Source organism: Paenibacillus sp. JT22N7 (genome assembly GCF_059383875.1).
Genome location: NZ_JBXENY010000011.1, coordinates 150,647 through 174,850 on the forward strand (window position 1 = coordinate 150,647; position 24,204 = coordinate 174,850).

Genomic DNA, 24,204 nt, shown 5'->3' on the forward strand with positions numbered 1-24,204 from the left:
GAGGCGGCAGGTGGATGCATCTATTAAATCAATTGAAATTGCGGGATAAGCTGCTTGTTATGTACATATGCTCGGTGTTTATTCCGATCGTACTGACGAACGTCATCTTCTACAACGTGACCACAAACAACATCAAAAACCAGAAGACGCGCGATGCGGACATGGTTTTGGAGCAATTGCAGCGGGAGGTGCGATCCGTCATTGATGAGGCGGCGGGCATCTCCTATTTATATTATATCGATCCGCTGCTGAACGAGCATTTGGATCACACGTACACGTCAAAGCTGGAATATGTAGAAGCGTTTACGGATATGAAAAGCGTGTTTATGAAGTCGGAGCAAGCCTATTCTACGATTAGCTCGACAGTCATTTATACAGACAATCCGACGGTGCTTGCCTCGGGGCAGATTTTGCCGCTCGACGATACAGCTCTCGATGCCGACTGGTATAACCAGTTCAAGCAAACGAGCGCTTCGTATCCCGTCCTCATCCATAGCGGAGATAAGATCAGCCTTATTCAGCGTTTGAATAATAGCGGAGACGGGAGATACAACAGCCTGATCAAAAGCGATTTGAATATGGCGACCTTCAGGCAGCTGTTTGCCGGCATCGGTTTTGAAGGGAGCATGTATTTCGTCAATGCAAACGGAATCATTCATTATACGAATGAGGCGGGGGCAGACTGGGAGGCTGGGACGCTGCGGCTTGAGCAGATGGCGATGCCGGAAAAGTCGATTGCATTCAATAAGCCGTATGCGAACAACAATTATTTAAACGGCTGGCGGCTGTATGGCGTCATGGACGAGAAGGTTATTTTGCAGGAGGTACGCAAGTCGGGCACCTTTGTTTTATTGTTGGCGAGCATTAACATTGTCGTTCCGTCTTTGATTATTGCCGCCATTTCTCGATCTATCCACGTAAGACTGGTCCGCATTTTAAGGCATATGAAGAAGGTGAAAAACCAGCATTTCGAGACGATTCCATTCGAAGAGTCGCGCGATGAGATCGGGCAATTGACGGGCGAATTCAACCGAATGACGATGCGGATTGACAATTTAATCAACGACGTCTACATGGCGGATATTCAGAAAAAGGATTTGGAAATCCGCCAGCGGCAAGCGCAGCTTCATGCCCTTCACAGCCAGATCAATCCGCATTTTCTTTTTAACGCGCTGGAGACGATCCGCATGCGCAGCTTAATGAAGGGGGAAACGGAGACGGCGCGGACGATCCATTCGATGGCCAAAATATTCCGCAAGTCGATTATATGGAAGCGCAGCTGGGTATCGGTTCGCGAGGAGCTGGAGCTGATTGAATGTTTTCTGGATATTCAGAAATACCGTTTCGGCGACAAGCTGCAATATCAATTGACGGTCGAGGACGCGGTCTACGAGCATACGATTCCTAAAATGACCTTTCTTCCCTTTGTCGAAAATGCCAGCATTCATGGCGTTGAGAGCTCGCCGGGCATCGGTCTCATTGGACTGCATATTGGTTACGAGGATGGCCGGATTTTGTTCCGTCTAACGGACAATGGTATGGGCATGCCGGAGGACAAGCTGAGCGAGCTGATGCAATATTTGCAGGAGGACGGGGCGATGGGCGACAACGTAGGGATGAAAAATGTATACACCCGGCTCAAGCTCTGCTATAAAGACGCCTTCGATTTCACCCTCCGCAGCGAATTCGGCTCCGGCACCACCATAGAGCTTCGCCTCCCGGTAATGGATAAGGGCGCGTAGCAGGGACGCCCCGCCCTCTTGTCCATCCGACTAGGGGAGGGTGAACAAGGGGTGAAGCGGATGTGAAAGGTTTGGGTGGAGAAGCGATAGCGTTCGCTTTTGCGCCTGAAATTTAACCGCTTGAGCGGTCCCAATTGAAAAATTTCAGGCGGAATGGCGATCGGAACCCAAACCTTTCGCGCAGCGCAGCCCCAATGTTCCCCCGACCTATAGTTTTCACAGTAAAAGCTAAAGTTTTTAGGGTAACGCAGCCTCTTTCCACGTTTTACAATGAAAGTGCTTACAAAAAAACAAACCAATAGATTGAAAGGGGTCATACCAATATGGTCAAAAAGAAGCTTTGGACAATGGGACTGGCAGCGACGCTGTCTGTCGCATTGATCGGATGCAGCAGCAACAGCGGCAATTCAGGCAATGCTGGCAATGCGTCAAGCAGTCCGGCCTCCTCCTCGGAAGCAGCGGGCGAGCAGGAGCCCGTCACCTTCACGTATTACGGCTTTGCCGCTAACAAGGATACGCTCGCCAGCGATACGGTCATCGGCAAGGAATTGCAAAAGCAGACTGGCGTTGATTTCAAAATGGAGTTTATCGTCGGTGACGTAAAAACGAAATCCGGCGTTATGATCGCCAGCGGCGACTATCCTGATGTGATCGTGCCAGATGGCGAAATTGATAAGCTGATGGATGCCGGCGCCTTCATTCCGCTGGATGATTTAATCGAAAAATACGGCCCTAATATTAAACGCGTATATGGACCTTACATGGATAAATTTAAGCAAGCAGACGGCAAAATCTATCATCTTCCTTTTTCCGCGGACCAAGGCTACATTGGCGACCCGGGCATTAGCCAAGGCGCATTTTGGATGCAGCGCTCGGTCTTGAAGGAATTCGGCTATCCGAAAATTAAGACGCTGGATGAATATTTTGACCTGATCAAGCAGTATCAGGAGAAGCATCCGCAAGTGGATGGCAAGGATACGGTGGGCTTCGTTATTTTTGCAGGCGTAGCTGACAACTTCTTTACCCTTACAAACCCTTCGATGCACCTGGCTGGTTATCCGAACGATGGCGGCGTGCTCGTTGATATGAATACGCATGAAGCGAAAACCTATCAAGCAAGCGAATACGAGAAACGCTGGATTCAGAAGCTGAATGAGGTAAATGCCGAGGGGCTGTTTGACCCTGAATCGTTCACTGCAAACAAGGATCAATATTTGGCGAAGCTGACCTCCGGCCGTGTGCTCGGTTATTTCAACTACGGCTGGCAGGTTGGAGATGCAACGAACAATTTGAAAAAAGCGGGCATTGACGAGAAACGCTATACGCCGCTTCCAATCGTATTCGATCAAAATACGAAGGATCAATATGTCGATCCGCCTGCCTTCGTTAACAACCGCGGTATCGGCATTTCGGTAAATGCGAAGGACCCGGTCCGCATTATCCAATACTTTGACAATATGCTCAAGGAAGAAAATCAAATTCTCGTGCAATGGGGCATCAAAGACCAAAATTACAGCGTCGATGCAAACGGGCGTTTTATTATGAACGAACAGCAAATCAGCGAGCGTAATGACACGGAGTTCACTCGCGAGTTCGGTTGGTCCTACTTCCAATACAATTGGCCGCGTTACGGCAATAACTCCCTGCTGGCGGATGGCAACTCCTATGCGGTAGGCAATCAGCCGGAGGTCGCTTATGCAGGCTATACGGACGGGGATAAGGCGATTTTGGATGCCTATGGCGTCAAGACGTTTGCTGAAATGTTTGCGAAGCCGGATGAACGGCCTTGGTACCCCGCTTGGAGCATTAATAAAGGACAAGGCACGCCGGAGCAGATTTTTGAACAGAAGAGCAGCGATATCGCGAAAAAATATTTGCCTAAGCTCGTGCTCGCTGATCCGGCGCAATTCGATTCCATCTGGAGCGAATATACGGCTGAATTTGGCAAGCTGGATTCCGCAAGCTATGAGTCCTTTATAACGAATATCGTCAAGGAGCGCGTAGCAGGCAATTGGTAGACGGTTAGAGAGAGGAGAATTTTCAGGTGGAGAAGCAGACACAGCCAGCTATTTCAACCGATGAGGGGCGAGCGCTTAGGCGCTCGCGCCTGCCCTTTTTTTTCAAAAAGCTGCTGCAGCAAAAGGTTCTAGTGGCGATGTCCGTCCCTTTTTTGCTATGGCTGGTGTTATTTAAATATGTGCCGCTATGGGGCTGGACGATCGCATTCCAGAAATTCCGCCCGGCTAAGGGGCTGTTTGACCAGGAATGGGTAGGCTGGAAAAACTTTAAGTTTTTATTTCAGGACGATACGTTTTATCAGGTGCTGCGCAATACAATCGTCATGAGTACGATTAATTTGGTTTTCGGCTTTCTAACGGCGATAACGCTGGCGATATTGCTCAATGAGCTGCGCCATATTTTGTTCAAGCGGGTCGTGCAGACGATCAGCTATTTGCCTCATTTTATATCGTGGGTCGTTGCGGCCAGCATTGTATCCTCGGCGCTTTCGCCGGAGGGCATTATTAATATTTTGCTCGTCAAATTGCATATTATCGATCAGCCAATACTATGGCTTGGCAAGGGCGAGTATTTCTGGGGCATTATCGGATCGGCGGAAGTGTGGAAAAATGTCGGGTGGAACACGATTATTTATCTCGCGGCCATTACAACGATTGATCCTGCACAATATGAAGCGGCTGAAATTGATGGTGCAAACCGCTTCCAGCGCATCGGATATATTACGCTGCCGGGCCTGAAATCGGTCATCGTCATTTTGCTCATTATGAATTTAGGGCATATTTTGGAGTCGGGCTTCGAGCCGCAATATTTGCTGGGCAATGGGATGACGGTCGAATACTCGGATAACCTTGATATATTCGTATTGAAATACGGGATGGATATGGGCAACTATTCGCTGGCGACCGCCGCGGGCATATTCAAAACCGCCGTCAGCTTCATCTTCCTCTTGTCTGCTAACGGAATTGCGAAACGGCTTGGCGAGAGCAGACTATTTTAACAAAGCAGGGAGGAATCGCTATGAAGGAAGGGCGTTTGGCGCGGAGCAAATTTTATAATTGGCCGGATAAGCTGTTCGATTTATGCAATATTGTGTTTATGGTCGGCTTAATGATCGTTACGCTGTATCCCTTTATCAATATGTTCGCGCTGTCGTTTAACGATGCGAATGATTCGATTCGCGGCAATATTTATTTATGGCCGAGGCTGTGGACGCTGGACAACTATAAATACATTTTTAATGAGGCCTCGATTTATTATGCGACGACGATTTCGGCACTGCGGACGATCGTGGGCACTATAGTGTCGGTGTTCTGCACCGCCATGCTGGCGTATACGGTCAGCCGCCAAAGCTTTGTGCTGCGCAAATTTGTCACGGTCGCCTTTATCTTCACCATGTATTTCAGCGGTGGCCTCATCCCCGGCTATCTATTAATTAAGGAGCTGCACCTGATCAATTCGTTCTGGGTCTATATTATTCCCGGCATCATCGGCGTATTTAATATGATCGTTATACGTTCGTTTATTGAAGGGCTGCCGGACGGCATACTGGAATCGGCGAAAATCGATGGAGCGGGCGAGTTTACGACGTTTATGCGCGTCGTTTTGCCCCTTACTGTACCAGCGCTTGCAACGGTATCGCTGTTCGTGGCGGTTGGACAGTGGAATTCCTGGTTTGACGTATTTTTGTACAATTCCTCGCGAATTGAGCTGAGTACGCTGCAGTATGAGCTGATGAAAATATTGCAGACGTCGAATACGGCGGCCACCTCATCGACCGCAGCCGACCAGTTCGCTTCCGGCCAGAGCGGGGTGACGTCTGTCACGCCTACCTCGATTAGAGCTACGATGACGATTATAGCGAGCGTACCGATCATTATGGTATATCCGTTTTTGCAAAAATATTTTGTGAAGGGCATGACGGTCGGCGGTGTGAAGGGCTAGTGGAGGAGGATGGGATATGAGCGATAGAAAAGAGGAAAATGCAATTCCGGGGCTTGCCGCACAATACGGCGATTATTTTGATATTGGCGCTGCCGTCAATCGAAGAACGATTAAGACGCAGCAGCAGGTGCTGGCCGCCCATTTCAACAGTGTGACGGCAGAAAATGAAATGAAATTTGAGCTGCTGCATCCGCAGGAGCATCTCTATACCTTCGAGGCGGCGGATGAAATCGCCAGCTTCGCAAAGGAGCATGGCATGAAGCTGCGCGGGCATACGCTCGTCTGGCATAATCAGACGCCGGATTGGCTGTTTGCCGGGGCGAATGGCGAGCCTTCTGCCAACCGTGAAACGTTGCTTGCCCGGATGAAGGCGCATATTGCCGCAGTTGTAGGCCGCTACAAGGGGCAAATTTACGCCTGGGATGTGGTGAATGAAGCCATCGAGGATAAAAGCGGCGTGTGGCTGCGGGATTCGAGCTATTTGCGAATCATCGGCGAGGATTATATCGCTAAAGCATTTGAGTTTGCCCATGAGGCTGACCCATCCGCGCTGCTTTTTTACAATGATTATAACGAATGCTTCCCCGAAAAACGCGACAAAATCATTCGGCTCGTACGGTCGCTGCTGGATCAGGGCGTACCGATTCACGGCATCGGGCTTCAGGGGCATTGGAATGTGCATGATCCAAGCCTGGACGATATTCGCTCGGCGATTGAGCGTTATGCGGAGCTTGGATTGAAGCTGCAAATGACGGAGCTGGATATGTCCGTATTTGCTTTCGAGGACCAGCGCACCGACTTGCGCGAGCCGACTGCCGAAATGCTGGAGCGGCAGGCAGAGCGATATGAGGAGGTTTTTCGTTTATTCAGGCAATATAAAGAGGTACTGACATCGGTAACATTTTGGGGAGCGGCGGATGATTATACGTGGCTGGATAACTTTCCGGTGAGAGGCAGGAAAAATTGGCCATTTGTTCTCGATGAGCAGCATCAGCCAAAGCCCGCCTTCTGGAAAATAGCAAGCTGGTAACAGGAAAAACGGCCTGACGATTCACGGAGCTCAGACTTGCGCCCCGCGAATGGGTCAGGCCGTTTTAAGCAGGCGGACAGGCTGCTAGATTAGCTCTTTGCGCGCCGCTAAATAACGGTAGAGGAAAACGCCGGTTATCGCGCATAAGAGCAGGCAGAGGCCGATGAAGCCGTAGCCGGCTTGAAGTCCGCGCAGCAGGCCGATTTTCGTCTCGGCGCCGTAACTATTTTTCACCAGCTGGGTAACTGCGCCTATCAAATAGTTGAAAATAACGCTGCCGATGCCCATGATCGTGACCGTAAAAGTAATGGCGGATTCGCTGCCGCGCGGATAGCGCTTGGCGATGAAGGCCATAACGGTCGGATAAATCGGAGCAATGCCGATTCCGGCGGCGGCGAACAGAAACGCCAGCGATTCGCCGCCTAACACCGCGATAAACGTACAGATCGATGATACGCCGGCGAAGAGCAGCAGCGACAAGTTAAAGCCGATTTTGTCCGTAAGCGGGCCGAGCAGCAGCCTTGCCCCAGAGAAGCAGAGGAAGAAGGCGGACAGCATGCCGGCTGCGGAAACATTTTTCCAAGCGTAAGCCTTCTCCAGAAAATTGACCAGCCAGCCGCCTACCGCAAGCTCTGCGACGACGCCGAAGGTGAGAATGAGCGCCAGCAGCCACAATGCCGGATCACGCATCAGCTCCCGGAAGCCAGAGCGCGGCCCATCTGCTGGATCATCGCCGGGAAATTTGCTCAGCAGCGTCGGTATCATCGGAATGAGACAGAGCGACAGCATAATAAGATACATGCCGCGCCAATCCAAAACATGGCCGTAGACGCTCACTGTAATAAGGCCTGAGGCAATCATCGGGGCAACGGTTGAGCTGAGCCCATAGAAAAAATGGGATAAATTCATCATCGTTCCGACATTGCGCACGAAGATGCGCGCCCCGATGACCGCTAGCGCAATTTCCAGCATGCCGTTGCCAATATACATGAGGAAATAGGATGCCCCGAAGAAAGAATAGCTTTTGGAAAAGAAAATAAGTACGCCTGAGAGAACCATCGAGCCGAATGCAACCAGCGTGACCAGCTTGACGCCGAACTTGCGTGTCAGAAAAGCGGTAAATGAGCAGGCGAGCATATAACCGAGCGCGTTTAGCGACAGCAAGGAGCCAAGCTGCTGTTCATCAAGGGCGAAATCGTATTGGATCCGGGGAATCGCGGGTCCTTTTACATTTTCAGAAATGCCGAACACAATAAAGCCGATGAAAATAGCTGCGAGCTGCAGCGCATAATTTTTGTTAACGGTACGAAGTCGGTTGAGCATTTGCAATAGCCACCTTAAGGAAAGTAAATTTGGTACCTGCTCATTGTATAGACTCGCCCGCTTGTTTTCAATATAAGCTTTTTCATCGGCCATTATGAAAGTATAAGGATATGAATGTACTGGAAGCATGAATCTGGTACGCTAGAAGGGATTTCGCTTCAATGGCCCGAATTATGGTTATAAATAGTTACATAGGGCTAGTTAAACAGGTATGTTTTTGGGAGAGGAAGGACGAGCTGCAATGAAGCAAAACTTATATGTAAATGGTCAGGAAGCAGCTGCACAGCAGTACGATTCATTACGCTCGCCTTATTCAGGCGAGGTAATTGCTGAGGTAGCGAGCGCAACAATCGAGCAGGCCGATCAAGCGATTGAGGCGGCGCTGGAAGCGGCAGCGGTTATGCGGAAGCTGCCCGCCTACCGCCGGGCGGAAATTTTGGCCAAGGTGGCGTCGCTCTTGCAGGAACGCAAGGAAGAAGCAGCGCGCATAGTAGCTATGGAGGCGGCAAAGCCGATCAGGACAGCTCGCGCCGAGGTGGATCGGACCGTGCAAACGTATCAATTTGCGGCGGAAGAAGCGAAGCGTATTCATGGCGAGATGGTGCCCCTTGATGCTGCTCCAGGTGGCGAAGGACGGCTTGCCTATACGCTGCGCGAGCCACTTGGTGTTATTGGCGCGATTACGCCGTTTAATTTTCCGCTGAATCTGGTCGCCCATAAAGTGGGACCCGCACTTGCGGCAGGCAACACCGTCGTGCTGAAGCCTGCTCCGCAGACGCCGCTGTCCGCTTATTTCATTGCCAAGCTGTTCGAGGAGGCTGGCCTGCCGCCGGGAGCGCTCAATGTTATTAGTGGAGACGGCAAGCTGCTTGGCGAGAAGCTGGTGCAGGATGCCCGCGTGAAGATGATTACGTTCACCGGCAGCCCAGAGGTCGGTATAGGCATTCGCAAGCAGGCGGGACTGAAGCGGGTGACGCTGGAGCTGGGCTCGAATTCCGCTGTCATAATTGACAAGGACAGTGACGTCGATGCTGTCGCGGCACGGTGCGTAACCGGGGCCTACTCGTATCAGGGGCAAATTTGCATATCCTTGCAGCGGATTTTTGTAGTGGACGAGCTGTATGAAGCCTTTGTCAGCAAGTTTATCGCATTAGCTGCAGCGCTGCGGACAGGTGATCCGCTGAGCGAGCATACGGATGTATCCTCGCTTATCTCGGAAACCGCGACGAAGCGGGCGATAGATTGGGTGGAGGAAGCGGTTCAGCTAGGCGCCGAGCTAGCTATTGGCGGCCGAGTCGACGAGCAAGGCGTTATGCAGCCGACCGTGCTGCTTCATGTGCCAGCGGAAGCGAAGGTTTCCTGCAAGGAGGTGTTTGCGCCAATCGTGCTGATCAATAAAATCAGCAGCATCGAGGAAGGCATTCAGCAGGTGAACGCCTCCAATTACGGCCTGCAAGCAGGCATTTTCACGCAAAATATTGGCAAAGCGCTTGATGCGGCGGATGCGCTGCATGTGGGCGGCGTGCTGATCAACGATATTCCTACGTTTCGCGTCGATCAAATGCCTTATGGCGGCGTGAAGCTCAGCGGCACAGGACGCGAGGGCATTAAATATGCGGTGGAAGAAATGCTGGAGATGAAGCTCGTTATTGTGAATCGGAACAAGTAGCCCGGAACAAGTAGCGGAGCGATTCGTCGCTCCGCGCCTAAGCCCTATTTTTATTAGCCAGTTTGTAACTTATAGGGTGGTATATGCGTCTACAATGATAATGAATTCACGGAGAGGAAGATGAATGATGAATATGAATCCTTTTAAAAATATGACCTACAAACGTACCCTTGCTTCGATTTTGGCAGCGAGCCTTATAGTAGGCGCATCGCCTGCAGCATTTGGTTTTCCTGCAATTGAGAAGGCAGCAGCGGCAACGGCTGTGCAAACTTATCGCGTCGTCCCGCAACCGTTTATCATTGACGACTACAAATATTCCATCCCGACAATTAACATTAACGGCAGCACCTATATTGGCATTCGCTCGCTCAATGAGAAGCTGGGCCTGGATATTACGTGGAATGTGAATAGCCGGACGATTACACTCGATGGAAGAGGCCGCAAGCTAACGGCGAATCCGGAGGATGGCAGCTATGTGATTAATGGTCAGAAGACATACGGCGATTCGGCCCTTATTTATAAAGGCTCGGCTTATGTGCCGCTGCGCTTCTTGCTGGAGCGGATGGGCTATGGCATTTCCTATGAGAAAGGCAGCAAGACCGTAGTCATTCAAACGATTGAGGAAAATGAGCTTACGGTTGCGCTGGGCTCGATTCAGGAAAATAACGACAAGCAAACGCTGCTCGTCAATTATCCGGTTATTGAAGACCTTAAGGATAAAACGGTTGAGGGGAAAATTAATACGTTTTTGAAGCAGGAAGCGGAGTCCTATGCGGCAGCCGGTCAGAAGGATCTTACTAAAGCAACGGCCACAAATGCATCGTACATCAAGAAAAATCCGGGTACAACGTTTCCCAAGGTGACCTTCGAGGGCGTATTTAACGTGACCTATAATGAACAGGGGCGCCTCAGCCTGTATGTGGATTATTACTCCTACCTGGGCGGAGCGCATGGGATGACCTTCCGCGTGCCTTATACATTTGATCTCAATAACGGCGAGCTGCTGACGCTAAAGGAAGCTGCCGATTACAATTCGAAATACTTATCCATTATTAATGCTTCGATCAACAAGCAAATTAAAGAACGCAAGCTGCCGCTAATTGCACCGTTCGATGGCATTAAATCGAATCGTTCCTTCTACTTAAAGCATGAGGGAATCGCCATCGCTTTCGAGCAGTACGAGTATACGTCTTATGCCGAGGGCATGCCGGAGTTTGTAACGCCATTTGAGGCGTTTGAGTAAGAGTAGAATTTGGATTGCTTAATCTGTATTCCGCCAGTTCTGTCAAGGACTGGCGGAATATTTTTTTGTATGAAAGCTTGTCTCCCTACTGTATAATTTTGCATAGATCTGCTATAATCGTTTTTAATTCCTACTTTAATGGTAGGATTAGTGATGACGCAGGGTGTTATATTCGTAAGCTTGGAAAAACTAACGTTCTGGGAGGTTTTTTATAATGGCTAAGCAAGAAAGACAATATTCACCTGAAACTTTAGCGGTACACGCAGGTCAGCAAATTGATCCCGCTACACAATCGCGTGCGGTACCGATTTATCAGACGACTTCCTATGGCTTTAAAGATACAGATCATGCGGCAAGATTGTTTGGACTTGAGGAATTTGGCAATATCTATACACGTATTATGAACCCAACGACTGATGTGTTCGAGAAGCGGATTACTGAGCTTGAAGGCGGAGTTGGCGCACTTGGCGTGGCATCCGGTTCAGCGGCGATCACCTACTCCATTCTGAACATTGCATCCGCAGGCGATGAAATTGTTTCCTCGTCCAGCCTGTACGGCGGTACGTACAACCTGTTCGCTCATACCCTGCCGAAGCTCGGCATTAAAGTGCATTTCGTCGATTCCTCCGATCCGGAAAATTTCCGCAAAGCGATCAATAGCAATACGAAGGCGGTATTCGCGGAAACGATCGGCAATCCACGTGGCGATGTGCTCGATATTGAAGCTGTTGCTGCGGTTGCCCATGAGAATGGCATTCCGCTCATCGTGGACAATACGTTCCCAAGCCCGTATTTGCTTCGTCCAATTGAACATGGAGCAGACATCGTTGTACACTCGGCGACGAAGTTTATTGGCGGTCATGGAACATCCATTGGCGGCGTTATTGTAGACGGTGGTAAATTCGACTGGGCGCAAAATGACAAATTCCCAGGTCTGACTGAGCCGGACCCAAGCTACCATGGTCTTGTATATACGCAAGCTGTTGGTGCGATTGCTTATATTATTAAAGCGCGTGTGCAGCTGCTTCGCGATATGGGAGCTTCACTGTCGCCATTCAACTCGTTCCTGCTGCTGCAAGGTCTTGAAACGCTGCATTTGCGTATGGAACGCCATAGCTCCAATGCGCTTGCAGTAGCGAACTATCTGGAGCAGCACGAATCAGTGGAATGGGTAAGCTATCCAGGTCTCGCAAGCCACGCATCGCATGCGCTGGCGCAAAAATATTTGCCGAAGGGCCAAGGCGCAATTATCAGCTTCGGCATTAAAGGCGGCGTAGAAGCAGGCAAAAAGCTGATTCATGGCGTGGAACTATTTTCCCATCTTGCTAACGTCGGCGATTCGAAGTCGCTCATTATCCATCCGGCAAGCACAACGCACCAGCAGCTGGATGAGCAAAGCCAGCTTGCATCCGGCGTTACGCCAGGACTCATTCGTTTATCTGTCGGCACCGAAGGCATTGACGATATTATTTATGATTTGGAGCAAGCGATCAAAATCAGTCAGGAGTAAGCGATGTTTGCAGAACAACTTTATACAGGAACGAAGGAAGAGAACGAACGCCTGCTGCTGAAGCAATTAGAGGGGCTTATCGAAGATGAGCCCAGCCAGCTCGCTAATCTGGCCAATGCTTCGGCGCTGCTCCAGCAATTTTTGAGCAATATTAATTGGGTCGGCTTTTATTTGCTGGATGGGGAGGAGCTTGTGCTCGGACCCTTCCAAGGCAAGCCGGCATGTACGCGCATCAAAGTGGGCAGAGGCGTCTGTGGAACGGCGGTTAGCCGCGGCGAGGCGATATTGGTAGCGGATGTGCATCAATTTCCCGGCCATATTGCCTGCGACAGCGCATCGAATTCTGAGCTGGTCATTCCATTGAAGCGGGATGGAGCGGTTATTGGTGTTCTCGACATTGACAGTCCGCTGTTCTCGCGGTTTGATGAGACGGATTTGGCGACGTTAACGGCTTTCGTGAAGATTTTGGAGAAGTATTTATAAAATGATTAGCATAAAGAGCTCCAGGCCGCCGATTGGCGTTCTGGAGCTCTTCGTTGTTCCACCTCTGATGGGCAGGGCCGCAGCTAAAAATAAAACTTATCCATTTCCTTCGGCACGCCGTTACGCTGCAGCAGCTCGCCAATGGATTCCGAGCGGCCAATCGTGTCGCCGGAGGTCAGCAGGCGGACGGCGAATTTATTCGCTTGGCGCTCATATTTTCCAACATTGATAAAGGACTGCTCGTCCAACCAAAAACGGCTGAAGCCGGGATGCAGGCGGTCATGTCCCAGCTCATGCGCGCAAACAAAACGCTGCCAGTCATCCGGCAGACGCTCGTGTATGACGATAAACCGACGGCGCAGCTTCTTATAATAAAAGCCTCGCGTTTCATTCCCCAGATCGGCATAACGAATATGGATTCCCAAACCGTTTGCGATCACAAAAGGATCTCTTGTCTGGAATTTTCGTACAAGGCGCAGTATTAGTTTGTCCATGGCAGCACCTACCCTTCGGCATGATCTGTTGTTTTGTCCGTGATATCTGGTTTGGGGGTACGTTTGTTCATTTGCTTAGCTTCCCAGAATAGTCCGGTCAGCACATCCATGACACGCTGGCGGTCGCCTTGGCTCATCGGAACGCCGTCAAACATGACTTCTCCGTCCTCCTCCAGCATTTTTTTGAAATCGCGTTTGTCTTTAGCGGTTGCCCAGTCTGGCACATGCTCCGCAAACGCATCGCGGCGTCCGAGCAAATAGTCGGCAGTCGTATGCAAAATGTCTGCAATTTTCTGCAAATCCTCACTGGTCGGGACGACACGATCATTCTCGATATGCCCAAAATTTGAGCGTCCCATGCCAAGCTGTTCGGCAATTTCCTGCTGTGTTAACCCTCGTTGTGTGCGCAATTGCTTGATCCTTGCTCCCATCGCCATGGTAATACCCTCCGTCTCTCGAAAAGGTATTTATAATACTTGACGGTATTATAAATATCAATTATAATAAGATTCACAGTCGTTACAGCGGCTATGAAATGATTCCGCAAATGCTACTGAAAATAGCAAGTTAACCGTTTGAAAGCGAGTATATAAGCCAATTAAGTGGCTGAAACGTATTTTTAATACTATATTTATATTTTACCTTTTAACGATGGTATTGTCAATATCGCAGGTCTGCTATTATTTTTTTGAAATATAGGGTAATAAAAATACTTAATTAAATAGAAAGAGGGTATTTTAATGGACGTAGAAAAAATGACAATTGAGCAATTAAAGTCGTACAAGCGTCTCGTCGCCAGGAAAAAACTGATTGAGAAGCAAAAGGTAGGCAGCGGTTTAACGGTTAGCACCGTATATGAGGATGACAAGCTTCAGGAGCTTCATCGCCAGCTGCGCGGACTTCCTTCCTATATGTATTTGGACAAGCAGGAGCAGCAATTAGAGAAGCTGGCACATACGCATTTGACGAGGTACCCCGCTGGAACGAAAGCGCAGCTTAGGGAAGTAAAGCAAATCCAGCCGGGCAATGCCGATGAAGAGCAGCTCGTACAGGAGCTCAGCCGCAAAATCGCTAAAGTTATTGAAGCAAGGGCAGGTGCAGCGCCGGAAGGTTATGAGGGTGTCATTGAACGTTTGAGCGAGCTGCAGGATTTGGAGCGCCAGCTGCAAACGATCGATGAGTCGCTGGAAGCGCTGGAGGCTTGCTTCCCTGAATATGCGACGCTGCTGAGGCTCCGTTATATTGAAGGAAAACCAGCAGACTTCGTCGCATCGGAGCTTGGAATCGTCGATCGTACCTTCCGCAGATGGCGTCAAAAAGCGGTTTCTGAGATTGTCCGGTTTATGTCCGTATAGTGTCCGCTGAGTGTCCGAAACGGCCTCCAAAACCGTGTTATTATGATATTGTCACCAAATGAGCAACGGCAACAAACGACGCTTGTGAGGTATTTTAAATCCTCTTTTCATAATTCGAAGTAATTTAAATATCTCAATATGAAAGGGGGTGAGGACATGTAGCTCCAGACGAAGGAAGCTTTACAGCAGCAGAGTCAAGGCCGGTAATCGCCGATTGAGGCGGGGACAGCGCCGCAAGGCTAGCTTGGAGGAAACAGGAGGGAAGCAGCGGTGAACGATCAGGAAAATCGGCAAAGCGCGATGGAAGCAAAGCACAGCAAGCAGAAGCTGCTGGCAGCAGCGCGGTATTCCGCAGGCGAGAAGGATGTGCTGAATGTCATTTTGGACGAGCACAGCACTTACTCCCATGAGCAGGTCAAACAGCAATTACAAGCATATTCACAAAAGGAGGTCATGTAGATCATGGCAGGAGGAACTTGGACAACGCAAACGAAGGCAAGACCAGGGGTATACATTAATTTCGCGGCTGAGCCGCAATCGGCAGCAAACGTAGGGGAACGCGGCATCGTATCAACGGCACTGACGCTGAACTGGGGTGCGCCGCAAACGATGATTTCCATTAAAGCAGGCGACGATCTGCGCAGCGTGCTTGGTTATGATGTAACCGTACCGGAAATGCTGCTCGTTCGTGAGGCTTTGAAACGGGCACAAACTTTGCTGCTCTACCGCTTGAACGCAGGGACGAAAGCGACTGCAACAATTGGCGGTTTGGTTGCAACAGCTAAATTTGGCGGTACACGCGGCAATGCGATTACCGTATCGGTTCAGAGCAATGTGGATGATGAAGATCAATTCGACGTTGTTACTTATTTGGCGGGTGAAGAGGTGGATTCGCAGACGGTGGCTGCGATTGCTGGCCTTGAATCCAATCGCTTCGTTGATTTCAGCGGCACTGGCGCGCTTGTAGCGACAGCTGGCACAGTACTTGCTGGCGGTGCGAATGGCACGGTGACGAATCAAAATCATCTGGATTATTTAGCAGCTGTTGAGCTGCAGGAATTTAATGCGGTGGCGCTTGTGTCTGGCGACAGCTCGCTGAAGTCGGTTTACGCCGCTTTTGCCCGCAGACTGCGCGAAAATGATGGCAAGAAAATTCAGGTCGTGCTGGCGAATGCTCCACTATCGGATTATGAAGGTATCATTAGCGTGAAAAATGGCGTCAAGCTGGAAGACGGCACAGAAGTGAATGCCGAGCAAGCAACCGTATGGGTGGCAGCTGCTACTTCCGGCGCAAGTATGAGCCAATCGCTTACTTACAGTGTGTACGAAGGTGCAGTGGATGTCGACGTTCGTTATTCGAATTCGCAAATCGAGCAGGCTTTGCGTGCGGGTGAATTTTTGTTCACTCCTAACGGCGGCCGTGTCATCGTTGAGCAGGATATTAATTCTCTGGTCTCCTATGTGCCGGGAAAAAATCCTTCTTTTGCGAAAAACCGTGTTATCCGCGTGCTGGACGGCATTGCGACCGACATGAAAAAATTGTTCGAGACGCAATACATTGGCAAAATCGATAACAACCCGGATGGTCGCAGCCTATTCCGCAGCGAATGCGTGAAATATTTGACGCTGCTCCAGGATGGCAATGCGATTCAAAACTTTAATTCCCAAACGGACCTGACGGTTGAAGCGGGCGAAGCATCCGACAGCATCGTCATCAACGTTTACATCCAGCCGGTTGACAGCATTGAAAAAGTATATATGAAAGTGACGGTGAAGTAATATGGCATTTTTGCATGCAGGAGATACGATTTCGGGGCAAGAGGGACGCGCTTATGCGAAAATCAACGGCCAAAACGAGGAAATGTTCTATATTAAAACGCTTGAAGCAAGCGTGGAGAAGACGAAAGCGGAAATTAAGACGCTGGGTCATCGCGCATTGCAGCATAAAGCGACGGGCTGGTCGGGTACCGGCAGCATGACAGTTTATTATGTGACGTCGAAATTCCGCCAAATGATGCTCGATTACGTGAAAACGGGCATTGATACGAACTTCGATGTCCACATTATCAACGAAGATCCGACTTCGACAATCGGCCGCCAAGAGGTTGTGCTGTACAACGTCAACCTGAATAAGGTCATCATCGGCAAGCTCGACACGGAGAGCGAAGCGCTTGAGGAAGAGCTTGAGTTCACCTTCGACGGCGTCGATATTGCTGAAAGCTTCAAAGCGCCAGCACGCGTATAAATAGCTTTATCCCAATAAACCCAATCCATGGAGGTAGCAAATGAGTGACTTAAGCTTGTTTTTTGCGCAAAATACAGCTGCGGAGGCGACGGAGAAATTCGTCGTGTCCGAGCGATTCAAGGATGCAGACGGCAATCCAGTAGCCTGGGAGCTGCGCAGCATGACGGAGGCGGAAAATGAAGAATGCCGCAAATCCGCAACCCGCAAAGTGAAAGGCAAAAACGGCACCTTCGTACCGGAGACGAATACGGATGAATATTTGGCCAAGCTGGTCGTAAGCAGCATTCAATATCCGAGCTTGAAGGATGCCGAGCTGCAAAAATCGTACGGCACGATGGGTGCTGAACATCTGCTCCGCAAAATGCTGCGTCCGGGCGAATATGCTTCGCTCGTGCAGCGCGTGCAGGAAATCAACGGCTTCAATCAAAGCCTGAATGAGCTGGCCGATGAAGTAAAAAACTAATTAAAGAGGGCGACGGTGAAGCGAATTACGCTTACTACGCCCTCCACGAGCTTCGCATTTTGCCACATGAGCTGATGAGCATGTCGCGCCGCGAGAAGGCGGCGATCTACGCCATGATCGATGTCCGCATCGAGGGCGAGAAAAAGCAGCGGGCCAAGATGAAGAAGAAATAATGAAAGTTAGCGGGACGGCGCTTCTCTATTAGAGGGCGCTTTTGTTCTGTAAGGAGGTGGAAGGATGGCGAGTACGATAAATTTTAATACCAGTGCTGCTGCCAGTGCCGTTAAAATGATGGATCAGCTGAAAAGCACCCTGATGTTCATGGCACAATCAAGCGCTGCATCTACTAATCAAATGGCGGCTGCAGCCGCAGAGTTTTCTAAGCTGAATAAGACGATGAATGAGATGAAGCGTTTGGTTTCTACGCTTAATGAGATGCTCATAAATTTTAATGCGACGGCAGCTACTAGCAGCAGTTCGGGTGTTTCGGGGTTAAGTAAATTGTTTTCTGCTTTTGGTGAGCAGGGGAAAAAAGCTATAGAGAATTTAAAAGGAGTAAAGACAGAAAATCGCCCGATTGAAGATATTATGTTGAGCGCTGCTAGTGCTGTCGGAAGAGAATTTCTAAAAGTAGCCGCTGAAGTTGCTGCATTATCTATCAATGGGGCCTTGAAGGAACAACAACAAAAAGACATGCTAATTGCACGGACTGGTAGTACAGAAAAGGGTACAGCTATTTTTGATCAGGTTAGGCAGCAATCCATTCAAGCAGGTGTTGATCCTAGCGAGGTCATAAAAAGCACTCTAACTCTATTGCCAATGGCAGAGAATATTGAACAATTTACAAAGATGACTTCCATGGCTATTCAACTTGCCGCACTTGATCCTACTGGTGGGGGGACTGCTAAGTCGAGTGAAGCCATAAAATCAGCCATGAATGGTGATACAACAATGCTTACTAGGCAATATGGTATTGCTCCTGAGGCTGCACAAGGTTTTGATCCTCAACAATTTATAAACAATAGCGATATGGATGGTTTTTTAACAGAGTTGAATCAAGTCTTTGAAAATGCCCATCTTGGACAAGCTGCGCTTGATGTTGTATACAGTAGTCCTCAAAGTCAACTGGACACAATTGCAAACAGCATGAAAACCTCATTGGCTGGTGCGGGTATGGATGCAATTTCGATTCTCTCTCCATTGTTTGCAAAGATTATTGAAGCCTTCGATAGTGGAAAGCTTCAAGGCTTCTTCGATATGTTGAATGTTGGCTTGAATTTTGCAGCTAGCATACTTACTGTTATGGGTGAGGCTGCATTATGGGTTGCAACAATTTTCTCGCAATTTTGGCCTGTTATTGCTGCGACATTATTAATTATAGGCTTGACACTAATACCTGCTATGTTAACAGGTTTATGGGCGATGTTAGGGGCATTATGGGCAATGCTAACTCCTCTTTTGGCTCAGGTTATAGGATGGTTGATGATAAATATACCAATGCTTATTATTATTGCATTGATGGGAATATTAATAGCTGCTTTCATTTTAAGTGGTACAACTATGGAGGAGGTTGTGGGCTCTATAGTAGGTGCATTTTATTGGTTATGGGCAGTAATAGAAAACTTTATAGCTATGTTGTGGAATGCATTTGTCGATGTAGGTCAATTCATCTATAACATTTTTTCAAAGGTAGCTTTCACTATTCAAAATATCTTTTATAATGTTGTAAATTTCATTGTTAATAAATTTGGTAGCGGAATTGATTTTATGAGGGAAAAGATAAATTCTCTCATAAGTAAACTGAATAATATACCCGGAGTATCTATACCGCTTATACCGGTAATTAATTCAAAAACCATAAGTTCGTTGAAGCCTACTGCACCAAGTGGGAATGTGAGTTTCGGTGGTTTTAAAATGGCTACTTCGAGTCCTGGTGACGCATATGATAAAGGATATTCACAAGGTGCAGGTTGGGCTAATAAACTGACAAATACTGTGGACAATTTTAGTACCGATTTAGGTGGAGGATTTACAGCACCTAAAACAGTAGAAACCCCAACAACGCTAGAGACTCCGGCTAGTACAGCGATGGCAGCTGGTAACACTGGTGCCGGAGCAGGCGCAGCAGGTCTTGGAGCAGGAACTGCAGGCATGGGAGCCGGCAATGCAGGCAACATCGCCAACGTCAACAAAGTCGATGAAGTCGGTAAAGTTAACGACACCGTCGACATCGCCAGCGAGGATCTCAAGACGATGCGCGAGCTTGCGGAGATGAAAAATATTCAAAACTTCGTATCGCTCCAGCCGACCGTGAGCGTGCAGACCGGCGATATCAACAATGGCACGGACATTGACACCATTATTAGCCGAATCGAGCGCTCCTTGAATGAGCAAATCGCTTCATCGGCGGAAGGGGTGTATGCTTAATGATTACGAACAAGCATCATGAGTACGGTATTTGGCTCAGCTATGACAATCAGAAAAGCGGCTTTCGACTGCCGGTTAACCCAGCTGAGCTGCAAATTAGCGACGCAACTAGCGGCAAGTCTTACGACGTGTCCGGTCTTGGCGAAATTAATGTGATTCAAAGCCCGAAGCTGACGGAGATTTCCTTCGACAGCTTTTTTCCTGCGCCCGGAGCGAATTATTCGTTTATCGCCAGCGAGACGCTGCTTGAGCCTTATGTATATTTGACCTTGATTCAGGACTGGATGAAAAAGAAACGTCCGATCCGCTTTATTTTCACAGGTGCCTCCTTCGATCTGAATCTTGCCGTCAGTATTGAGAAATTTGAATGGCGGGAAGCGGCGGGTTCGGGCGATATTGAGTACAGCCTGGGGCTGAAAAAGTATGTGTTTTATAAAGCAAGACCCGTCGAAATTAAAAAAGGCCATGAAAAATCTTTTCATGAAGAACGCGATACAAAAGGGCGCCAGACGAAAGAAACTCCAAAAACCTACACGCTCGTTAGCGGCGATACGCTCATTGGGGTAGCCAAAAAACAGCTCGGTGACGAGTCGCGTTGGAAGGAAATACAGAAGCTGAATGGCATCGCCGATTCTGAGCTGCGCAAGCTGCAAGTCGGTAGGGTGCTGAAGCTGCCGGGGTGATGAGATGCTGGAAATTTTGATCGATAACCGGAATGGGAAAGTGTGGAATGTGACAAATCTCGTTCCTTCCCTAACGTATAAAACGAAGCGGATAGGCTCCGCATCGAGCTTGGATTTTACGCTTATTAAGGGTGCCCCTTATCAGCATCAGGCGTTTGCGGTCAACAATGGCGATGTCGTGCGGCTGTCGAAGGATGGGAAGGTCGTATTTTACGGCTATGTGTTTGAATACAATTTTGGCAGGGACGAGAGTGTTACGATCAAGGCGTATGACCAGCTGCGTTATTTGCTGATGAGCGATACGTATGTGTTCAGCAACAAAACCGCTACCCAAATGATTAAGCAAATTGCTGAGGATACGGGCTTGAAAATAGGAACGCTGGCGGAGACGGAGTATGTCATTCCTTCGATGGTGGAGGACAACAAAAAGCTGCTGGATATTATGTGCAAGGCGCTCGACTATACGCTAATTAATGATAAGGGCAATTTTGTATTATTCGATGAAGCGGGTGCTTTGTCTCTACGCAATATTGAGGACATGAAGACAGATTCTATCATTGGCGATTGGAGCCTGATGACGGATTTTGGCTACAAAAGCTCAATAGACAGTGAATCGTACAATAAGATCAAAGTGGTGCAAAACAATAAGGAAACCGGGAAGCGCGACGTCTACATTGGGCAGGACAGCGCGAATATTGCCAAATGGGGCCTGCTGCAATTTTATCAGGTAGCCGACGAGCAAATGAACAGCGCGCAAATCAATGAATTGCTGGACCAGCTGCTGAAGCTGAAAAATCGGGAGCAGCGCAGCCTCAGCATTGAAGCCATTGGCGATTTGCGCGTGCGTGCAGGCTCCTATGTTCCGATTGTCATAGAGGAACTGGATATTGGACAGTATTTCCTGGTCGATGAATGCTCCCACAAGCTTGAAGCGGACGCGCATACGATGACATTAGAATTGAAGGTGATATGATGGCACTGCTTGATGCAATTAAAAAAGCGGGCGCTGCCGCCCATGCGTCGGGCAACCCCGTCGCTGTGTTAATCGGCCGGGTAACCGGCACGAATCCTCTGGAAGTGAACGTTGACCAACGTTTCACGCTTTCGGAGGATTTTTTAATTATTCCGGAAGGCGTGAGCGATGTGCAGCGGATTCGCCGCGCTTTGGAAGTGGATGATATTGTGCTGCTGCTTCGGATTCAGGGCGGACAACAGTTCGTCGTGCTGGATCGGGTGAGCGCATGATTCCACAAGGTGCAATTATCGACGAGCTGGAGACGGAAACGGCATTTGAGCCTAGCCGCACGTATTATATCGATTTTGCCAATAAGCGTATATCCGGCATGACGGATGGCCTCAGTGCGATTAAGCAGGCTGTGTTCAAAATTTTGCAAACGGAGCGATATCGCTATTTTATCTATAGCTTTGATTATGGCTCCGAGCTGGATTTATTGAATGAATCCTCCCATCTCTATGTACGCTCTGAGCTCAAGCGCCGCGTAACCGAAGCGCTGCTGGCGGATGATCGAATAGCAGATGTAACTGATTTTGAACTGACGGTTGAGGGGGACAAGGCAGCGGTGAGTTTTACAGTGGTTACCGATGAAGGAAGCTTTAAAGAGGAGGTGATGGCCCGTGTATGAGGCATTTACGTACAGCTTTATTTTACAGCGTATGCTGGACCGGGTTTCAGATGATGTAGATAAGCGAGAGGGCAGCGTTATTTATGATGCCCTGGCGCCGGCAGCTGCCGAGCTGTCTGAGATGTATGCGCAGCTTGATGTGAATCTGGCGCTTTTGTTCGCGGATACGGCCACGGGCGAGTGGCTGGAGCGGCGGACGGCCGAGTTTGGTGTGGAAAGGCAGCCAGCGACCTTCGCCCAGCGGCAAGGGGAGTTTTTTGGCAGCAATGGGCAGCTTGTAGATGTTCCTTTGCAGAGCAGGTTTGCCCTCGATGATTTGAGGTATACGGTGACAGGGAAAATCGGAACGGGACTTTTCACGTTGACCTGTGAGTCAGCGGGCATCGTTGGCAATCAGAAATATGGGGCGCTGCTGCCGCTTGCTTATATTGATGGGCTGGCGCGTGCAGAGCTTGCGCAAATTCTGGTGCCTGGCGAAGAAGCTGAAACGGATGAGGCTTTGCGGGCAAGGTATTACAGCGTCGTGAACGAGCCAGCGTTTGGCGGCAATATTGCTGATTACAAGCAAATGATCAGCTCAATTGATGGCGTAGGCGGGGCGAAAATTTTCCCAGTCTGGAATGGTGGCGGCACCGTCAAATGCACGGTGATTGCTGCGGACTGGACAAAACCAGCGGAACAGCTCATTGCGCTTGTTCAGACCGCCGTTGATCCAACCATCAACAGCGGACTTGGGCTTGGTATGGCGCCAATCGGGCATGAGGTAACGGTAACGGGTGTCGACGGGGCGCAGGTTGCTGTGGAGACGACGGTTGTGCTTGCGGCAGGTCGGACGATAGGACAAGTTCAAAGCGATATTGAGGATAAAATTTCCGCTTATTTGCTAGAGCTGCGTCAAGAGTGGATGAATCAGCAGGAGCTTACCGTTCGCATTGCTCAAATCGAGGCCCGGATTTTGACTGTTTCAGGAGTAGTGGATGTACTTGGGACAACGCTAAACGGAGCCGCTGCCAATTTAGCTTTGGCTGAGGATGAAATCCCGTTATTGGGGACGGTGGTTGTGCATGACTAAGCCGGTTTCATCCTATTGGCCGGAGCTGTATGCGGACATTAAAGAATTCATCAAGCTCGCAGCCACGGAAGATGTGGAGCTGGCTCTGCTGGAGCAGGCACAACTGCAGCAACTGGATGATGGATTTGTAATGACGGCGAGCCTGCCCGCTATTAAGCGAAGGGAGAGAATGCTAGGCATTCAAGCCGACCCGAATGCGGAAACCTTTGATTTTCGCAGGAGACGGATCGTCAATCGTTATTCGACCAAGCCTCCTTTTACGATGAGATATTTGCAGGAGCGGCTGGACTTTCTTGTCGGTACAGGCCGCGGAGTCGCTACTGTTGATGTGCAGAACTTCATATTGACGGTAACGGCGGCAATTGACGACGCTAATATTTTTCAAGAGGTGGAGCGCACGGTTTCTGCGATTAAGCCGGCCAATATCGTGTATCGCCAGCAGACGGCTATTATGGATGGCGTTGTTTTGGAAGAACGGATTGTTGGAGTTCCGCTAGTACGGAACACTAGGCTCGGCAACTGGAAGCTTGGCGTTACACCATTTACAGATAGGGAAGCGGAGGTGATTGTGAAGTGATTACTTCAACGTTTAAGCAGGAGGTCGCCCAATTTATTGATTCGAAAATTACGAAGGTTGTGCTGAATAGCGGAGCTTATGAGATTACAGATTTTATTGTGAAGTCGGTCACGGACAGCGAGCTTAGCCTGAATTATTTGATTCCCGAGAGCGCGGTTGATACCGTCACTCGCATTGAACTGAAAAATGCAGCCGGAACCGTCAGCGACAACACCGTAAACCTGCCGATTGCATCAGACACGCTCATGATTCAAACGATTTTTGTGAAGGAGGAGTAACATAAAC

The 24,204-nt window shown here is 49.3% G+C and carries 25 protein-coding genes; 22 read left to right on the top strand and 3 right to left on the bottom strand.

Going from position 1 to position 24,204, the window contains the following annotated elements; genetic code table 11:
- Positions 1–14: 14 nt before the first annotated feature.
- The 5 genes from AC50Y5_RS26435 to AC50Y5_RS26455 all read left to right on the top strand — a co-directional run bounded on the left by AC50Y5_RS26435 (position 15) and on the right by AC50Y5_RS26455 (position 6,732).
- Positions 15–1,742 carry a sensor histidine kinase gene (locus AC50Y5_RS26435; RefSeq protein WP_494864211.1) on the top strand — a complete coding sequence of 576 codons (1,728 nt, stop codon included), beginning with the start codon at positions 15–17 and terminating at the stop codon, positions 1,740–1,742.
- A gap of 323 nt (positions 1,743–2,065) precedes the next feature.
- The gene (locus tag AC50Y5_RS26440) at positions 2,066–3,760 is read left to right on the top strand and encodes an ABC transporter substrate-binding protein (RefSeq protein WP_494864212.1); all 1,695 of its coding nucleotides are present in this window, start codon (positions 2,066–2,068) and stop codon (positions 3,758–3,760) included.
- 50 nt (positions 3,761–3,810) lie between these two features.
- On the top strand, positions 3,811–4,758 hold the full coding sequence (locus tag AC50Y5_RS26445; RefSeq protein ID WP_235533361.1) for an ABC transporter permease: 948 nt from the start codon (positions 3,811–3,813) through the stop codon (positions 4,756–4,758).
- 20 nt (positions 4,759–4,778) lie between these two features.
- Entirely contained in the window at positions 4,779–5,702 is a 924-nt protein-coding gene (locus tag AC50Y5_RS26450; RefSeq protein WP_056043709.1) for a carbohydrate ABC transporter permease, read from the top strand.
- A 16-nt stretch (positions 5,703–5,718) separates the two neighbouring features.
- On the top strand, positions 5,719–6,732 hold the full coding sequence (locus tag AC50Y5_RS26455) for an endo-1,4-beta-xylanase (RefSeq protein ID WP_056043712.1): 1,014 nt from the start codon (positions 5,719–5,721) through the stop codon (positions 6,730–6,732).
- A gap of 84 nt (positions 6,733–6,816) precedes the next feature.
- Here the strand turns inward: AC50Y5_RS26455 and AC50Y5_RS26460 are convergent, their stop codons facing one another.
- The gene (locus AC50Y5_RS26460) at positions 6,817–8,055 is read right to left on the bottom strand and encodes an MFS transporter (protein ID WP_494864213.1); all 1,239 of its coding nucleotides are present in this window, start codon (positions 8,053–8,055) and stop codon (positions 6,817–6,819) included.
- Positions 8,056–8,296: 241 nt separating this feature from the next.
- On the opposite strand from AC50Y5_RS26460, the gene AC50Y5_RS26465 reads away from it, so the two are divergent.
- The 4 genes from AC50Y5_RS26465 (at position 8,297) to AC50Y5_RS26480 (ending at position 12,960) form a co-directional block, all read left to right on the top strand.
- Positions 8,297–9,724 (top strand): aldehyde dehydrogenase family protein, encoded by a 1,428-nt coding sequence (locus AC50Y5_RS26465; protein ID WP_494864214.1) that lies wholly within the window; start codon positions 8,297–8,299, stop codon positions 9,722–9,724.
- A 124-nt stretch (positions 9,725–9,848) separates the two neighbouring features.
- Positions 9,849–10,967 (top strand): PdaC/SigV domain-containing protein, encoded by a 1,119-nt coding sequence (locus AC50Y5_RS26470; RefSeq protein ID WP_056043720.1) that lies wholly within the window; start codon positions 9,849–9,851, stop codon positions 10,965–10,967.
- Between the two features lie 214 nt (positions 10,968–11,181).
- Positions 11,182–12,477, top strand: a complete 1,296-nt coding sequence (locus AC50Y5_RS26475; RefSeq protein WP_494864215.1) for a homocysteine synthase — start codon at positions 11,182–11,184, stop codon at positions 12,475–12,477.
- Positions 12,478–12,480: 3 nt separating this feature from the next.
- Positions 12,481–12,960, top strand: a complete 480-nt coding sequence (locus AC50Y5_RS26480) for a GAF domain-containing protein (protein WP_494864216.1) — start codon at positions 12,481–12,483, stop codon at positions 12,958–12,960.
- A gap of 83 nt (positions 12,961–13,043) precedes the next feature.
- On the opposite strand, the gene AC50Y5_RS26485 is transcribed toward AC50Y5_RS26480, so the two are convergent.
- Positions 13,044–13,454, bottom strand: coding sequence for an ImmA/IrrE family metallo-endopeptidase (locus tag AC50Y5_RS26485; RefSeq protein WP_056043730.1), 411 nt, complete (start codon positions 13,452–13,454; stop codon positions 13,044–13,046).
- Between the two features lie 8 nt (positions 13,455–13,462).
- Positions 13,463–13,891: a helix-turn-helix domain-containing protein gene (locus tag AC50Y5_RS26490; RefSeq protein ID WP_056043733.1), complete on the bottom strand. Its 429-nt coding sequence runs from the start codon at positions 13,889–13,891 to the stop codon at positions 13,463–13,465.
- A 303-nt stretch (positions 13,892–14,194) separates the two neighbouring features.
- Here AC50Y5_RS26490 and AC50Y5_RS26495 point away from each other — a divergent pair, with 303 nt between their 5' ends.
- The 13 genes from AC50Y5_RS26495 to AC50Y5_RS26555 all read left to right on the top strand — a co-directional run bounded on the left by AC50Y5_RS26495 (position 14,195) and on the right by AC50Y5_RS26555 (position 24,197).
- A complete protein-coding gene (locus tag AC50Y5_RS26495) occupies positions 14,195–14,809 on the top strand; it encodes an RNA polymerase subunit sigma-24 (RefSeq protein ID WP_494864217.1) in 615 nt (204 codons plus the stop codon).
- A gap of 270 nt (positions 14,810–15,079) precedes the next feature.
- Positions 15,080–15,268: a hypothetical protein gene (locus AC50Y5_RS26500; RefSeq protein ID WP_494864218.1), complete on the top strand. Its 189-nt coding sequence runs from the start codon at positions 15,080–15,082 to the stop codon at positions 15,266–15,268.
- Between the two features lie 3 nt (positions 15,269–15,271).
- Entirely contained in the window at positions 15,272–16,588 is a 1,317-nt protein-coding gene (locus AC50Y5_RS26505; protein ID WP_494864219.1) for a phage tail sheath family protein, read from the top strand.
- Between the two features lies 1 nt (position 16,589).
- Complete coding sequence (locus AC50Y5_RS26510; RefSeq protein WP_046229141.1) at positions 16,590–17,054, top strand: phage tail tube protein; 465 nt, start codon at positions 16,590–16,592, stop codon at positions 17,052–17,054.
- Positions 17,055–17,094: 40 nt separating this feature from the next.
- Positions 17,095–17,517: a phage tail assembly chaperone gene (locus AC50Y5_RS26515; RefSeq protein ID WP_056043746.1), complete on the top strand. Its 423-nt coding sequence runs from the start codon at positions 17,095–17,097 to the stop codon at positions 17,515–17,517.
- Between the two features lie 237 nt (positions 17,518–17,754).
- Positions 17,755–19,944, top strand: a complete 2,190-nt coding sequence (locus AC50Y5_RS26520; protein WP_494864220.1) for a phage tail family protein — start codon at positions 17,755–17,757, stop codon at positions 19,942–19,944.
- Entirely contained in the window at positions 19,944–20,627 is a 684-nt protein-coding gene (locus tag AC50Y5_RS26525; protein WP_494864221.1) for a LysM peptidoglycan-binding domain-containing protein, read from the top strand. Before AC50Y5_RS26520 ends, AC50Y5_RS26525 begins: the two co-directional genes overlap by 1 nt.
- A 4-nt stretch (positions 20,628–20,631) precedes the next feature.
- A complete protein-coding gene (locus tag AC50Y5_RS26530; RefSeq protein ID WP_494864222.1) occupies positions 20,632–21,600 on the top strand; it encodes an XkdQ/YqbQ family protein in 969 nt (322 codons plus the stop codon).
- Positions 21,597–21,872, top strand: a complete 276-nt coding sequence (locus tag AC50Y5_RS26535; RefSeq protein ID WP_494864223.1) for a DUF2577 domain-containing protein — start codon at positions 21,597–21,599, stop codon at positions 21,870–21,872. The genes AC50Y5_RS26530 and AC50Y5_RS26535 overlap by 4 nt, the downstream gene beginning before the upstream one ends.
- Entirely contained in the window at positions 21,869–22,270 is a 402-nt protein-coding gene (locus tag AC50Y5_RS26540; RefSeq protein ID WP_494864224.1) for a DUF2634 domain-containing protein, read from the top strand. Before AC50Y5_RS26535 ends, AC50Y5_RS26540 begins: the two co-directional genes overlap by 4 nt.
- A complete protein-coding gene (locus tag AC50Y5_RS26545; protein WP_494864225.1) occupies positions 22,263–23,342 on the top strand; it encodes a baseplate J/gp47 family protein in 1,080 nt (359 codons plus the stop codon). Before AC50Y5_RS26540 ends, AC50Y5_RS26545 begins: the two co-directional genes overlap by 8 nt.
- Entirely contained in the window at positions 23,335–23,919 is a 585-nt protein-coding gene (locus tag AC50Y5_RS26550; protein ID WP_494864226.1) for a putative phage tail protein, read from the top strand. Before AC50Y5_RS26545 ends, AC50Y5_RS26550 begins: the two co-directional genes overlap by 8 nt.
- On the top strand, positions 23,916–24,197 hold the full coding sequence (locus AC50Y5_RS26555) for a ketopantoate hydroxymethyltransferase (protein WP_494864227.1): 282 nt from the start codon (positions 23,916–23,918) through the stop codon (positions 24,195–24,197). The genes AC50Y5_RS26550 and AC50Y5_RS26555 overlap by 4 nt, the downstream gene beginning before the upstream one ends.
- Positions 24,198–24,204: the final 7 nt, after the last annotated feature.

Coding starts and splice junctions, on each gene's coding strand:
- AC50Y5_RS26435 (WP_494864211.1), top strand. CDS start 15: ATGCATCTATTAAATCAATTGAAATTGCGGGATAAGCTGCTTGTTATG.
- AC50Y5_RS26440 (WP_494864212.1), top strand. CDS start 2,066: ATGGTCAAAAAGAAGCTTTGGACAATGGGACTGGCAGCGACGCTGTCT.
- AC50Y5_RS26450 (WP_056043709.1), top strand. CDS start 4,779: ATGAAGGAAGGGCGTTTGGCGCGGAGCAAATTTTATAATTGGCCGGAT.
- AC50Y5_RS26455 (WP_056043712.1), top strand. CDS start 5,719: ATGAGCGATAGAAAAGAGGAAAATGCAATTCCGGGGCTTGCCGCACAA.
- AC50Y5_RS26460 (WP_494864213.1), bottom strand. CDS start 8,055: ATGCTCAACCGACTTCGTACCGTTAACAAAAATTATGCGCTGCAGCTC.
- AC50Y5_RS26465 (WP_494864214.1), top strand. CDS start 8,297: ATGAAGCAAAACTTATATGTAAATGGTCAGGAAGCAGCTGCACAGCAG.
- AC50Y5_RS26470 (WP_056043720.1), top strand. CDS start 9,849: ATGATGAATATGAATCCTTTTAAAAATATGACCTACAAACGTACCCTT.
- AC50Y5_RS26475 (WP_494864215.1), top strand. CDS start 11,182: ATGGCTAAGCAAGAAAGACAATATTCACCTGAAACTTTAGCGGTACAC.
- AC50Y5_RS26480 (WP_494864216.1), top strand. CDS start 12,481: ATGTTTGCAGAACAACTTTATACAGGAACGAAGGAAGAGAACGAACGC.
- AC50Y5_RS26485 (WP_056043730.1), bottom strand. CDS start 13,454: ATGGACAAACTAATACTGCGCCTTGTACGAAAATTCCAGACAAGAGAT.
- AC50Y5_RS26490 (WP_056043733.1), bottom strand. CDS start 13,891: ATGGCGATGGGAGCAAGGATCAAGCAATTGCGCACACAACGAGGGTTA.
- AC50Y5_RS26495 (WP_494864217.1), top strand. CDS start 14,195: ATGGACGTAGAAAAAATGACAATTGAGCAATTAAAGTCGTACAAGCGT.
- AC50Y5_RS26505 (WP_494864219.1), top strand. CDS start 15,272: ATGGCAGGAGGAACTTGGACAACGCAAACGAAGGCAAGACCAGGGGTA.
- AC50Y5_RS26510 (WP_046229141.1), top strand. CDS start 16,590: ATGGCATTTTTGCATGCAGGAGATACGATTTCGGGGCAAGAGGGACGC.
- AC50Y5_RS26515 (WP_056043746.1), top strand. CDS start 17,095: ATGAGTGACTTAAGCTTGTTTTTTGCGCAAAATACAGCTGCGGAGGCG.
- AC50Y5_RS26520 (WP_494864220.1), top strand. CDS start 17,755: ATGGCGAGTACGATAAATTTTAATACCAGTGCTGCTGCCAGTGCCGTT.
- AC50Y5_RS26525 (WP_494864221.1), top strand. CDS start 19,944: ATGATTACGAACAAGCATCATGAGTACGGTATTTGGCTCAGCTATGAC.
- AC50Y5_RS26530 (WP_494864222.1), top strand. CDS start 20,632: ATGCTGGAAATTTTGATCGATAACCGGAATGGGAAAGTGTGGAATGTG.
- AC50Y5_RS26535 (WP_494864223.1), top strand. CDS start 21,597: ATGATGGCACTGCTTGATGCAATTAAAAAAGCGGGCGCTGCCGCCCAT.
- AC50Y5_RS26540 (WP_494864224.1), top strand. CDS start 21,869: ATGATTCCACAAGGTGCAATTATCGACGAGCTGGAGACGGAAACGGCA.
- AC50Y5_RS26550 (WP_494864226.1), top strand. CDS start 23,335: ATGACTAAGCCGGTTTCATCCTATTGGCCGGAGCTGTATGCGGACATT.